The organism is Streptomyces sp. NPDC002467, assembly GCF_042889825.1.
In the GTDB taxonomy this organism is placed as follows: Bacteria; Actinomycetota; Actinomycetes; order Streptomycetales; family Streptomycetaceae; genus Streptomyces.
The window spans coordinates 236,202-248,880 of the sequence record NZ_JBIARJ010000014.1; the positions used below are offsets into that span (position 1 = coordinate 236,202).

Annotated in this window: 10 protein-coding genes; 7 read left to right on the plus strand and 3 right to left on the minus strand. The window is 72.6% G+C overall.

Annotated features, from left to right (window positions below):
• Positions 1-7: 7 nt before the first annotated feature.
• The 4 genes from ACFYYJ_RS27575 (at position 8) to ACFYYJ_RS27590 (ending at position 4,747) form a co-directional block, all read left to right on the plus strand.
• Positions 8-562: a GNAT family N-acetyltransferase gene (locus ACFYYJ_RS27575; RefSeq protein WP_385122345.1), complete on the plus strand. Its 555-nt coding sequence runs from the start codon at positions 8-10 to the stop codon at positions 560-562.
• A gap of 100 nt (positions 563-662) precedes the next feature.
• On the plus strand, positions 663-1,247 hold the full coding sequence (locus ACFYYJ_RS27580; RefSeq protein ID WP_389136309.1) for a hypothetical protein: 585 nt from the start codon (positions 663-665) through the stop codon (positions 1,245-1,247).
• Between the two features lie 189 nt (positions 1,248-1,436).
• Positions 1,437-1,604, plus strand: coding sequence for a hypothetical protein (locus tag ACFYYJ_RS27585; RefSeq protein ID WP_385122350.1), 168 nt, complete (start codon positions 1,437-1,439; stop codon positions 1,602-1,604).
• 80 nt (positions 1,605-1,684) lie between these two features.
• Positions 1,685-4,747: an AAA family ATPase gene (locus ACFYYJ_RS27590; RefSeq protein WP_385122353.1), complete on the plus strand. Its 3,063-nt coding sequence runs from the start codon at positions 1,685-1,687 to the stop codon at positions 4,745-4,747.
• Here the strand turns inward: ACFYYJ_RS27590 and ACFYYJ_RS27595 are convergent.
• The 3 genes from ACFYYJ_RS27595 to ACFYYJ_RS27605 all read right to left on the minus strand — a co-directional run bounded on the left by ACFYYJ_RS27595 (position 4,710) and on the right by ACFYYJ_RS27605 (position 7,301).
• On the minus strand, positions 4,710-4,898 hold the full coding sequence (locus ACFYYJ_RS27595; RefSeq protein WP_385362725.1) for a DUF6191 domain-containing protein: 189 nt from the start codon (positions 4,896-4,898) through the stop codon (positions 4,710-4,712). The two genes, ACFYYJ_RS27590 and ACFYYJ_RS27595, sit on opposite strands and share 38 nt — an antisense overlap.
• A gap of 39 nt (positions 4,899-4,937) precedes the next feature.
• Positions 4,938-6,170, minus strand: coding sequence for a PQQ-dependent sugar dehydrogenase (locus tag ACFYYJ_RS27600; protein ID WP_389136313.1), 1,233 nt, complete (start codon positions 6,168-6,170; stop codon positions 4,938-4,940).
• Positions 6,171-6,293: 123 nt separating this feature from the next.
• Positions 6,294-7,301 (minus strand): aldo/keto reductase, encoded by a 1,008-nt coding sequence (locus ACFYYJ_RS27605; protein WP_385122386.1) that lies wholly within the window; start codon positions 7,299-7,301, stop codon positions 6,294-6,296.
• Positions 7,302-7,374: 73 nt separating this feature from the next.
• Between ACFYYJ_RS27605 and ACFYYJ_RS27610 the strand changes: the two genes are divergently transcribed.
• From ACFYYJ_RS27610 to ACFYYJ_RS27620, 3 genes are all read left to right on the plus strand, one after another.
• Positions 7,375-8,322 carry a 2-hydroxyacid dehydrogenase gene (locus tag ACFYYJ_RS27610; protein WP_384589497.1) on the plus strand — a complete coding sequence of 316 codons (948 nt, stop codon included), beginning with the start codon at positions 7,375-7,377 and terminating at the stop codon, positions 8,320-8,322.
• A 281-nt stretch (positions 8,323-8,603) separates the two neighbouring features.
• Entirely contained in the window at positions 8,604-11,480 is a 2,877-nt protein-coding gene (locus ACFYYJ_RS27615; protein ID WP_385122362.1) for a putative bifunctional diguanylate cyclase/phosphodiesterase, read from the plus strand.
• Between the two features lie 203 nt (positions 11,481-11,683).
• Positions 11,684-12,679: thiamine pyrophosphate-binding protein (locus ACFYYJ_RS27620; RefSeq protein ID WP_389136317.1), on the plus strand; the 996-nt coding region annotated here is incomplete at its 3' end.

Genomic DNA, 12,679 nt, shown 5'->3' on the forward strand with positions numbered 1-12,679 from the left:
TCGATTCATGTTCGCGATAGACCTGGCCGACGACGCCCAGCTGAAGCCCCTCGAGGTGTGGCACGCCGAGGAATTCCTCGCCCACATCGACCGCGGCCGCGCATTCATCGGCCAGTACGTGGGCTTCCCCGACCGGGCCACCGACCTGGACTCGGCGCGCGAGCTGCTCCGTTCGAACGCCGAGAAGGCGGCGAACGACGGCACCCGGTTCTTCGGCATCTGGGTCGACGACACCCTCGTCGGCGGGGTGCTCTACCCGGCCTTCGACGCCGCCTCCGGCAACTGCGAGGTGGGCTGCTGGCTGGAGCCCTCCGCGGCCGGCCGCGGACTGGTCACCGCCGCCTGCCGGGTGCTCATCGACTGGGCCTTCAACGGGCGCGGCATGCACCGGGTGGAGTGGCACGTCGCCACCGGGAACAAGAAGAGCATCGCCGTCGCCGAGCGCCTCGGCCTGACCCGCGAGGGCGTGATGCGCGAGAACCACCTGCACCGGGGCGTCCGCCAGAGCACCGAGGTCTGGTCGGTCCTCGCGCACGAGTGGCCCGCGGCCCAGTCGGCCTGAGGCACGCGCCCGTACGGGCCCCGCGGACCGCGGGGCCCGGGTCGGCCGTGACCAGCGGATTCTCAGAAAACTCTCAGACAAGGCACCTACGGTGCCCCGCATGGACACCACCAAGACCCCCGACGCCCCCGAGGCGGAGACCACCCCGGCCGACCTGACCAAGGCCGAATCCGCCGTCGAGCCCGCCGCCGTCGAGCCCACCGCCGAGCCCGCCGCCGTCGAACTCGCCGACGAGGAGCTGACCGACGACGAGTTCGCCGACGAACAGGCCGAGGCGCAGGAGTCGGGCCACGTCGGATCCGCGGCCTTCGGGATCGTGGCCGCGGGCCTCGGCGCCGTGGCCCTCAGCGGAAGCTGGATCGGCGGCATAGTCGCCGAACGCGCCCGCGTCACCAGCCAGCTGAAGCTCAGCCAGGCCGCCGACGTCAACGCGCAGATCGCCGCCCAGTTCGTCGACCCGTGGCACACCACCGCCCTGGTCAACGGCATCTTCTCCGCTCTCGCCCTGATCATCGGGATCCTCGTGCTGGCCCTGCCGGCCCTCGGCACCCCCCAGCGCACCCTCCCCGCCTGGGTCCGGTCCGTCTCCTGGGCCGGCGTCGCGCTCGGCGCCATCGGCGTCCTGCTCTTCGTCCTCATGTACTTCGACCTCCTCCTCGCCATCCCGGCTCCGGCGGCGGGCTAGGCACCGTCCCGCCGCCGGCTAAGCACGGCCTTAGGCGTCCTCGGCTCGACCGAGGGGCCTCGGGCCCGGGACTAAGGCCCCCCGCCCCTCCCGGATGCGGCATGCGACCGATGTGCCGGTACCCCCTGGGACGCGAAGCTTGGATCACACCGAACGAGGTGACCGGGAAACGCAACCAGGGAGTACGAGATGTTCGAGTACGAGATCGCCGCCGCCCGCAGCGCCGAACTCATCCGCCAGGCCGACGAGTACCGTCTGATCCGGGAGGCCGAGAAGGCGCGGCGCGCCTCCTCTCGAAGCCGGGAAACCGAAGGGGCGGTGAGCGCACACCGGAGCCGCTTCACCCGCGCCGCGTGAACCGCGTCGCGACACCGGTGGACTGACGCGTGATGAGGAGCGCACCGATATCGAGTGCCGCCGAGCAGCACGGATGTGCGATGCTCGGCGACGTGGAGACCAGATCTGTCAGCCCGGTGTTCGTCGGCCGCGCCGACGAACTGGCCGTACTCACCGACGCATTGACGCGCGCCGCCGGCCAGGAGCCGCAGGCGATGCTCATCGGGGGAGAGGCGGGGGTCGGCAAGACCCGCCTCACGGAGGAGTTCCTCTGCGAGGCCGCCCGCCGCGGCGCCGTCGTCGCCGTCGGAGGCTGTGTGGAGATCGGGGCGGAGGGACTTCCCTTCGCCCCGTTTTCGACGGCCCTGCGCAGCCTGCACCGGGCGCTTCCCGGGGAGCTGGCCGCCGCGGCCGCCGGCCAGGAGGACGAACTCGCCCGGATCCTCCCCGAACTCGGCGACACCCCGCGCGGCCCGCACGACGAGGAGAGCACCGCCCGGCTCTTCGAGCTGACGGCACGGATGCTGGAGCGGCTCGCCGCCGACCGCACCGTCGTCCTCGTCCTCGAAGACCTGCACTGGGCGGACACCTCCACCCGGCACCTGCTCTCCTACCTCTTCCGCACCCTCGCCGGTGGCCGGCTCGTCGTGGTCGCCACCTACCGTGCGGACGACGTCCACCGCCGTCACCCGCTGCGCCCGCTCCTCGCCGAACTGGACCGGCTCCGCACCGTCCACCGCATCGAGCTGCCCCGCTTCAACCGCGCGGAGGTACGCCGCCAGCTCGCGGGCATCCTCGCCTCGCAGCCCGACGAGGACTTCGTCGACTCCGTCTTCGAACGGTCCGACGGCAACGCCTTCTTCGTCGAGGAACTCGTCGCCTCCCACGAGAGCGGATGCCGCGCCGGGCTCACCGAATCCCTGCGCGACCTGCTCCTCGTCCGCGTCGAGGTCCTGCCCGACGAGGCCCAGCGTGTGGTCCGCATCGTCGCCGAGGGCGGATCCACCGTCGAGTACCCGCTCCTGCGCGCCGTCGCAGGGCTGGGCGAGGACGCGCTGATCGACGCACTGCGGGCCGCCGTCGGAGCCAACATCCTGCTCGCCACCCCCGACGGCGACGGCTACCGCTTCCGCCACTCGCTGGTCCGGGAAGCCGTCAGCGACGACCTGCTGCCCGGCGAACGCGCCCGCGTCAACCGCCGCTATGCCGAGGCCATGGAGGCCGACGACTCGCTCATCCGCGCCGAGGAACGGGTCATCCGGCTGGCCAGCTACTGGTACCACGCCAACGACCCCTCCCAGGCGCTGCCGGCCGTACTGGCCGCCTCCGTGGCCGCCCGCCGCCGGCACGCCTACTCCGAGCAGCTGCGCCTGCTGGAGCGCGCGATGGACCTGTGGGACAGCGTCCCCGAGCAGATCCGCGATGCGCTGCGCCCGGCGGACTACACCGACGTGTACCCGCCGTGCGGCTGCGACCCGGACACCCCGCTCCAGCGCCTGGACCTGCTCGCCGAGGCGACCGTGGCGGCCCGCTACGGCGGGGAACGGGAACGGGCCCTGAAGTTCTGCAAGACGGCCGCGCGCATGCTGGAGGACGGTCACGACCCGCTGCGGGCCGCCTGGTTCTGGACCGAGCGCTCCCGGCTGGTCGCGAGCCTCGGGCGGGGCGACGGCTGGGACGAGATCGCCAAGGCCCAGGAACTGGTGCAGGGGCTGCCCCCGTCCCAGGTGCACGCCGAGGTCCTCGTCCGGGCCGCGGGCTGGGGCATGCTCCACGACCCCGGGCCGGGCAACATCATCGCCGCCGAACGCGCCGTCGAGTACGCGCGGATGGTCGGCGCCGAGGACATCGAACTCAACGCGCGGATCACGGTCGGCAGTCTGCTCACCGACTCCGGCACCCGGGAACGGGGCCTGGCCGAGCTCCGCGCGGTCAGCGAACGGGCCACGGAACTCGGTCTCGTCGTGCTCGCGGGACGTGCACATATCAACCTCACCTCTCAGTTGGAAGGACTGGGCCGGTCCGGCGAATCCGTGGAACTGGCCCTACAGGGGGCGGAGCTGGTCAGGAAGTCCCGGCTGCTGGACACCGAGGCCTGGATCCGCGGCAACATGGCGGAGAGCCTGTACAGCCTCGGTCGGTGGGACGAGGCCGCCGAGGCCGCCCAGCGCGCCCTCCTCGTCGGTCAGAGCGCGGGCCCCCGCGGCATGGCCGCCGCACTGCTCGCCTATCTGGCGCTGGGACGGGGCGAGCTGACGGAAGCGGCCCAGCAGCTGGCCGCCGCCCACACCCACTTCGGCACCCACGACATCCAGCCCCAGCACCGGATACCGCTCTACCACCTCGCCGTCGGCATCGCCGCGGGGGAGGGCCGCATCGCCGACCTCCGCGCCGAGACCGCCGCCGCCGTCGCCTACGGATTCCCGCTCGGGCAGCACCGGTACGGCTGGCCGGTGCTGCTCGCCTCCGCCACCGCGGAGGCCGACGCCCGCGGACTCCCCGCGGCCGAAGCCGGCCGGGAAGCCGCCCTCGACGTCCTGCGCGAGGCCGCCCGCCACCTGTCGACCCCGACCCCGGTGTGGTGCGCCCACGCCGAGTACGTACGCGCCGAACTGCTGCGGGCCGAGGGCCGGGACACCGTCGCCGACTGGACCGCCGTCGAGGAGGCCGTCCGCCCGTTGGAACGCCCGTACCTGCTGGCGAGCGCCCGCCACCAGCTCGCCGAGGCCGTACTGGCCGCCGGCGGCGACCGGGAGCCCGTGACCACCCTGCTCCGCGAGGCCTACGCCACCGCCGACCGGCTCGGCACCCGCCGCCTGCGCGAGGACCTGGCCCTGCTCGCACAGCGCGCCCGGCTCCCCCTCACCGCGGCCGACACCCGCCCGGCGGTCCCCGCACCGCGGACCGACCCGGTCGAGGCGCTCGGCCTGACCAGCCGCGAACGGGACGTACTGCGCCTGGTGGCGGCTGGCAGCACCAACCGCAAGATCGCCGAGGAGCTGTTCATCTCGCCGAAGACGGCGAGCGTGCACGTCTCGAACATCCTGGCCAAGCTGGGCGTCGCGGGCCGTGGCGAGGCCGCCGCGCTCGCCCACCGGCTGAGGCTCTTCGCACCGCCCGTGCCGGTCAGCTCCCGGACGGAGGCTCCTCTTCGAGGCGTATGAGGACCTTGCCGGATTCCAGGTCTATCGGACCCCGTCCCGGGTCGCCGTCATTGATGTCGACCCGGGACAGCTCCAGCCGCTTCTTCTCCTCGTCCGTATGCCTGCGGCTCGGGCCGAACAGCTCCTCGATCATGTTGAACACCGTGCCCACCGTGCCTTCCCCACCGCACCGGGCCTGGGCCCGGGCCGGCTATTGCACCGTCAGTGTCAGGATCCTGTCGTCGCCCGCTTCCGGCGACCCGCGCCCATCGGTCTCGCTCGTGACCAGCAGCAATCTGTCTCCACCGAGCGCCACCACCGTGCGCAACCTGCCGTACTTCCCTTCCAGGAACGCCTCGGGCGCCGCGACCGGTTCCGCTCCGGCCAGAGGGATCCGCCACAGCCGCTCGCCCTTCAGCGCGGCCATCCATATCGAGCCCTGCGCCCACGCGATCCCGCTGGGCGAGGCCTCGTCGGTCCGCCAGACCGCCACCGGATCCCGCATGCCCGGTCTGCCCGCCTTCCCCTCCGCATCCGGCCAGCCGTAGTTCGCGCCGGGCTCGATGAGGTTCAGCTCGTCCCAGGTGTTCTGCCCGAACTCGGCGGCCCACAGCCGCTTGTCCTTGTCCCAGGCGAGGCCCTGCACATTGCGGTGCCCGTAGGAGTAGACGACCGAATCGGCCTCCGGATTCCCGTGCACCGGCTTCCCGTCCGGGGTCATCCGCAGGATCTTGCCGCCCAGCGACTTCTTGTCCTGCGCGAGCGCGCCGTCACCGCTCTCACCCGTCCCCGCGTAGAGCATCCGGTCCGGGCCGAAGGCGATCCGGCCGCCGTTGTGGATCGAGCCCTTGGGGATGCCCCGGAGCACCGTGTCCGGGGCGCCCAGCTGCTGACCGGGCGCTCTGTTCTCGTCGTAGCGCATCCGGGCGATGCGGTTGTCGGACTCGGTCGTGAAGTACGCGTACACCAGCCGGTCCGAGGCGAAGGACGGCGACAGCGCGAGGCCCAGCAGCCCGCCCTCCCCGCCCGGCGCCACCCCCGGCACCTCACCGATCTCCGTCATCGTGCCCGAGCCCACCGAGACCCTGCTGATCGTCCCCTTGTCCCGCGAGGCCACCAGCAGATCCCCGCCGGGCAGCGGGGCCACGCCCCACGGACTCTCCAGACCCTTGGCGATCTCGCCGGTCACCGTCACCGACCCCTTGGCCGGGGGACCGGGGACCGGGGGCGAGCCGGACGGGCTCCCCGACGGCCCCGGTGATCCCGCGCTCGCGGCCGTCGCACCCGGTGGGGAGCCACTCGGCCCCGCCCCGGCCCCTCCCGGAGGCGAGCACCCGGCCGCCAGCAGGGCGCCGCACCCGGCCACCGCGACCGCCGCCACCACCACGCTCCGGCGCCGCGCGCCCCTGCCCCCGCCCCCGTACGTCCCCGGTCCGTATCGCATCGCCCTGCTCCCCTCCCGTGAGCCATCCGTGCCCTACACCTGTCTCAACAGCTCCGGCCGTACCCCGGGTTCCACCCTTCGTACACTCGATCGAGTGGTTGTCGAGCCGTCCGCGGAGCGCCGTCAGTCCCAGGCTCCCACCGCCGCGGGCAGCGCCGCGATCTCCGCCAGGTCCGCCGCCGAGAGCCGGAGCTCCGCCGCCCGGGCGTTCTCCTCGGCCCAGTGCGCCCGGTCCGCCCCCGGCACCGGCACCACCTGAGGCCCCTGCGCCAGCACCCACGCCAGCGCCACCTGCGCCGCCGTGACCGCGGCCCCGTGCCGCAGCGCCACCCGCCGCAGGCCCGCCACCAGCCCCTGGTTCGACGCCATCGCGTGCGCCGTGAACCGGGGGTGCCTGGCCCGCACGTCCTGCGACTCGAAACCCTCGCCCGGCGTCAGCGTCCCCGTGAGGAACCCGCTGCCCAGCGGCATCGCCGCCAGGAACCCCACCCCGCGCGCGGCACACCACGGCAGGAGCTGCCACGCCGCCTGCGGCGACCACACCGACAGCTCCGCCTGCACCGCGCTCACGGGGAACACCTGCTGCGCCCGCTCCAGGTGCGCCAGCGTCGTCCCGTACGCCCGGTCCCCGCGCCGCCCCGCCCCCGGCCCGGCCCCCGCGCCCAGTGCGCAGAACCCCAGCGCCCGCACCTTCCCCGCTCCCACCAGCTCCGCCATCGCCCCCCAGGTCTCCTCGACGGGCACCTCCGGATCCACCCGGTGCAGCTGGTAGAGGTCGATGACGTCGGTCCGCAGCCGCCGCAGCGAGGCGTCGCACGCCCGCCGCAGATAGCCGGGCCGCCCGTCGGCCACCACGTGCTGATCGCCCGCGCGCAGCCCCACCTTCGCCGAGACGAAGGCCTCGGCGCGCCGCTCCCGCAGCACCCGACCGAGCAGCAGCTCGTTGGTGAACGGCCCGTACACGTCGGCGGTGTCCAGCAGGTTCGACCCCAGGTCGAGCGCGGTGTGCACGGCGGCCAGCGATTCCTGCCCCCGCCGCCGCGAAGGCGCGTACCCCCAGCTCATCGGCATGCAGCCGAGGCCCACGGCCCCCACCGCCAGCGCCCCCGCCCCGATCGACCTGCGCTCCACCCCTGGGTCCCCCTCCCGCTCCGGCACACAAACTAACGGCTTGATCGCGATGGCTTGGCATAGCCTCGTGATCATGACCTCAAAGACCGGGGACGTCTGGCTCCCCTTCCCCGCCGACGAGATCGCCGGCCTGCCCGCCTCCTTCCGCTACCGCCTCTGGGACGGCGAGGAGACCTTCCCGGCCGACCCGGCCGACTGCGTGTTCTACGTGACCCCCTACATGAAGTCCGCCGAGGTCACCGTGCGCCCGCTCGCGGCCATGCCGGCGCTGGAGGTCGTACAGACCCTGACCGCGGGCATCGACCACGTGCTGGGCGGCCTCGGCGACCTGCGCCCCGGTGTCCGTCTGTGCAACGCCGTCGGGGTCCACACCGCCAGCACCGCCGAACTCGCCCTCGCACTGACGCTCGCCTCGCTGCGCGGCATCCCCGGCATGGTCCGCGGCCAGGACCGCGAGGAATGGCGCGGCGGCTTCTACGACGCCCTCGCGGACAAGTCCGTCCTGATCGTCGGCTACGGATCGATCGGCTCGGCCATCGAGGACCGCCTGGTGCCCTTCGAATGCGGGCCGGTCACCCGCGTCGCCCGCTCCGCGCGGACCACGGCGCGCGGCCCCGTCCACGCGATCGCCGACCTGCCCGAACTCCTGCCCGGCGCGGACGTGGTGATCCTCGTGACGCCGCTGACCGACGCCACCCGGGGCCTGGTCGGCGCGGAGTTCCTGAGCCGCATGAAGGACGGCGCCCTGCTGGTCAACGTCTCGCGCGGACCGGTCGTCGACACGAAGGCCCTGCTGGGCGAGGTCGAGTCGGGCCGACTGCGCGCCGCGCTCGACGTCACCGACCCGGAACCGCTGCCGGCCGGCCACCCGCTCTGGCATGCTCCGAATGTCCTGATTACCCCTCATGTCGGTGGCAGCAGCTCCGCGTTCGAACCCCGGGCCAAGCGCCTGCTGGCGCGCCAGCTGGGCCGCTTCGCCGCCGGGGAGCCCGTGGAGCACACGGTGCTGATCACCGAGTGACTCCGGGTGCCGGCGACGCGCCGCCGCACAGGCGCGGGAGGCACCACAACTCCCGTATTGGTGACGGAGAGTAGAGAACCTATGTCGCTGAGTGACGAAAGTGGTGTATCGTCCGGAAGAAGGGGCTGCGCCACGAACGTCTGGCGCTGGGGAGTGATCGGACACTTTGGGGGGCGACGGGCGATGCACGGCCAATGGGCGAAGGATCCGATGCGGCAGAGCCGCCGCAGGCGACGCGGCCGAGACTGGGCTGCACCGGAACCAGCGGGCGAGGGGGAGCGGTGAGTGCCCCGGGGGCGGCGCTCTTGAACCGGCCGCCCGTCCCGAGGGGCGGAGGCGGCCGGGTGGTGGCCGTCCAGGTGCTCCTGGCCGTGGTGTGGTGCGGCTATGCGGTGGGTGCGGGCCTCGGCTGGGGCGGCAGTGAACTCGCCGACACCATGGGCGATTTCGGCCTCGCCGCCGCGGCCTTCGTGGCCGCCGGATCCTGCTACCAGTACGCGCGCACCCATGCGAACCGAGACCGGCTCGCCTGGGTGCTCTTTGCTCTCTCGTCCCTGATGTCGGCCTGCGGCAACGCGGTCTGGGGCTGGTACGAGGTCGTCATCCACGAAGAGATGCCGAGCCCGTCGCCGGCCCAGTTCTTCTTCCTCTGCTTCGCACCGCCCGCCATCGTGGGCCTCCTCGTCCTCGCCAAGCGGCCCGTCACCCGGGCGGGCTGGGTCTGTCTCGCCCTCGACTCCTGGCTGATCGCCGGCTCGCTGCTCACCCTCTCCTGGAGCCTGGCCCTCGCGAAGGCGGCCCGTTCCCACAGCGCCGGCAGCGTCGCGGGAGCCGCGCTCGAACTCGCCTACCCCCTGCTGGACATCGCGCTCGTCTCCATGGTGCTCGTGCTGCACTTCCGGCGCTCCGCGACCAACCGCTCCGCCATCAACACCGCCATCGCGGCGCTCGCCCTGACGGTGCTCTGCGACGCCATCTTCACCTCGCCGCTGCTGAAGGAGACCTACCGCTCCGGTCAGCTCCTCGACGCCGGCTGGTTCGCCGGCTCCCTGCTGCTCGCCTACGCGCCCTGGGGGGCCCGCCGGATCGGCGTCGTCCACGAGCCGCCGGAGCCGCGCGGTCCGCGCCCCGTCAGCCGCCCGATCGCCCGGTCGCTGCCCGCCCTCACCCCGTACCTCGCCGCCGCCGTCTGCACCCTCGGCATCCTGTACAACGTGCTGGAGAGCCGCAGCGTCGACAAGGTGGTCGTCGTCACCGGCTGCACGGTCGTGCTCGCCCTCGTCATCCGACAGGGCATCATGCTGCTCGACAACATCGCGCTGACCCAGGAACTGGCCCAGAAGGAGAACCACTTCCGCTCCCTGGTCCAGGGCTCCAGCGACGTCATCATGATCGCCGCGCCCACCGGCACCCTGCGCTACGTCAGCCCCGCCGCCGCCGGGGTCTACGGCCGCGACGCCGAGGAGCTGGTCGGCACCGAGCTCGCCACGCTGATCCACCCCCACGACCTCGGCCGGGTGGTCCACGAGGTACGCCGGTTCCTCGCCGCACCACCCTCCGAGGAGCCCACCACCCGCATCGAATGCCGCTTCAAGTCGGGCACCGGCGAATGGCTCAACGTGGAGTCCACCGTCAACCGTCACCAGGGCGGGCTCATCCTCAACAGCCGGGACGTCACCGAGCGCGTCCGGCTCCAGGCTCAGCTCCAGCACAGCGCCGAGCACGATCCGCTGACCGACCTGCCCAACCGGGCCCTCTTCACCCGCCGCGTACGCCAGGCGTTGACCGGCCGTCGGGCGGGGGACCACAGCAGCGCCGTGCTCTTCATCGACCTCGACGGTTTCAAGGCGGTCAACGACACCATCGGCCACCAGGCCGGCGACGAGCTGCTCGTCGAGGCCGCGCGCAGGCTCCAGGACTCCGTGCGCGCCGGGGACACGGCCGCCCGCCTCGGCGGTGACGAGTTCGCCGCGCTGATCCTCGGGGAGGGGAGCCGCGACCGCAGCGCCCGCGAGCACCAGGTCCACGAGATCGCGGACCGGCTGCGCACCACCCTCTCCCAGCCGTACCGGATCGCCGGCAGCGAGGTCCGGGTCGCCGCGAGCATCGGCGTGGCCTTCGCCGACCCCGGGATCACCCCTTCGGACCTGATGCGCAACGCGGATCTCGCGATGTACCGGGCCAAGGCCGGCGGCAAGGACCGCGTGGAGCTGTACGCCCCCCAGATGCAGGCCGAGGTCGTACGCAAGGCCGAGCTGGCGGGGCGGCTGCGGACCGCGCTCCACGAGGGGGAGTTCGCCCTGCTGCACCAGCCCGTGGTCTCGCTGGCCACCGGTGAGATCGCCGCGGTGGTCGCGCAGGCCCGCTGGCGCTCGGCGCAGGGGATCCTCTTCACCCCGGCGGAGTTCCTCCGGGTCGCCGAGTACAGCGAGGGCACCTCGGGCGCCACCGCGGGTCCGGACGGCTCGCGCACCGCCGAGCTGGGGCGCTGGCTGCTGGAGCAGGCCGTGGAGGAGGCCGCGGACCGGCACCGCGCCGGGCACGACGTGCCCGTGGCCGTCCGGATGACCGCCCAGCGGCTGCTGGACCGCGCCGTGCCGCTGGGCTCCGTGGAGGCTCTGCTCACCAGGCACGGGCTGCCCTCCGGGGCCCTCGTCCTGGAGCTGGCCGTCTCCGACCCCAGGGTGCCGTTCGATGACCTGGAGCGCCGCCTGACGGCCTTGCACCGGCTCGGTGTGGGAATCGCCCTGGACGGCTTCGGAAGCGGCTACGCGGCCATCAGCGCCCTGCGCCGGCTGCCCGTGGACATGCTCAAGCTGGACCGGGGCCTGGTGGAGGGCGTCGTCGAATCCTCCCGGCTGTACAAGATCACCGCGGGCCTCCTGCGGATCGCGAACGATCTCGGCATGCGGTCGGTGGCCGACGGCGTGGACCTGCCCGAGCAGGTGATGACCTTGCGCGCCATGGGCTGCACGCACGGCCAGGGAATGGCCTTCTCCGGCCCTCTCGACGAGTACCGGCTGCGCCGCGCGCTGGTGCGAGGTACGTTCCCAGTACCGGGCGGAGCGGTGCAGCCGGCCCTGACCGGTGGTTCCACCGCGGGCTCCATGGTCATTCACAGAGGCTCACATAATGAGACGGCCGTCCCACCTACTTGACATCGACCTCCCGCCGGAGGGAAGGTCGGTGCCATGCGCACCCGAATTCTCGTACTTGGAAAGCGCGTCGGCTGAAGCCGGGACCAGCATGTCCCCGCTGAACGCACCCGACGCGCTCCCCTCGCTTGCCCAACGGCACGAGGGGTTTTTTGTTGCACTGGCACAGAGCCGAATCCCGTAAAACCCTCAGCTTCGAGAAGAGAATGCCGATGACCGAGCAGGCCACCGGGGCCCACCATCCGCAGCCGCGGCCCCGTTCCGGAGGACAGCAGTCCGCCGCAGTTGAGCACGTCACGGGTGCGCAGTCCCTCATCCGCTCTCTCGAAGAGGTGGGGTGCGACACCGTGTTCGGCATCCCGGGCGGCTGCATCCTCCCGGCGTACGACCCGATGATGGACAGCAAGAAGGTCCGTCACATCCTGGTCCGTCACGAGCAGGGCGCCGGCCACGCCGCGACCGGTTACGCGCAGGCCACCGGCAAGGTGGGCGTGTGCATGGCGACCTCCGGTCCGGGTGCGACGAACCTGGTGACGCCGATCGCCGACGCGCACATGGACTCCGTGCCGCTGGTCGCGATCACGGGTCAGGTCTCCTCCAAGGCGATCGGTACGGACGCCTTCCAGGAGGCGGACATCGTCGGCATCACGATGCCGATCACCAAGCACAACTTCCTGGTCACCAAGGCCGACGACATCGCGAAGACCATCGCGGAGGCGTTCCACATCGCCTCGACCGGCCGCCCGGGCCCGGTCCTGGTCGACATCGCGAAGGACGCCCTCCAGGCGCAGACCACCTTCTCCTGGCCGCCCAGCCAGGACCTGCCCGGCTACCGGCCGGTCACCAAGCCGCACGCCAAGCAGATCCGCGAGGCGGCCAAGATGATCGCCGCCGCGAAGCGCCCGGTCCTCTACGTCGGCGGCGGCGTGATGAAGGCCGGCGCCACCGCCGAGCTGAAGGTCCTCGCCGAGCTCACCGGCCTCCCGGTCGTCACCACCCTGATGGCCCTGGGCTCGATCCCGGACACCCACCCGCAGAACCTCGGCATGCCGGGCATGCACGGTGCGGTCACCGCCGTCACCGCCCTGCAGAAGTCGGACCTGCTGGTCGCCCTCGGCACCCGCTTCGACGACCGCGTCACGGGCAAGCTGGACAGCTTCGCCCCCTTCGCCAAGGTGATCCACGCGGACATCGACCCGGCG

Excerpts from the sequence above, each read along its gene's own strand:
- ACFYYJ_RS27590 (WP_385122353.1), top strand. The coding sequence starts at position 1,685 with ATGCTCGGCGACGTGGAGACCAGATCTGTCAGCCCGGTGTTCGTCGGC.
- ACFYYJ_RS27575 (WP_385122345.1), top strand. The coding sequence starts at position 8 with ATGTTCGCGATAGACCTGGCCGACGACGCCCAGCTGAAGCCCCTCGAG.
- ACFYYJ_RS27580 (WP_389136309.1), top strand. The coding sequence starts at position 663 with ATGGACACCACCAAGACCCCCGACGCCCCCGAGGCGGAGACCACCCCG.
- ACFYYJ_RS27600 (WP_389136313.1), bottom strand. The coding sequence starts at position 6,170 with ATGCGATACGGACCGGGGACGTACGGGGGCGGGGGCAGGGGCGCGCGG.
- ACFYYJ_RS27610 (WP_384589497.1), top strand. The coding sequence starts at position 7,375 with ATGACCTCAAAGACCGGGGACGTCTGGCTCCCCTTCCCCGCCGACGAG.
- ACFYYJ_RS27585 (WP_385122350.1), top strand. The coding sequence starts at position 1,437 with ATGTTCGAGTACGAGATCGCCGCCGCCCGCAGCGCCGAACTCATCCGC.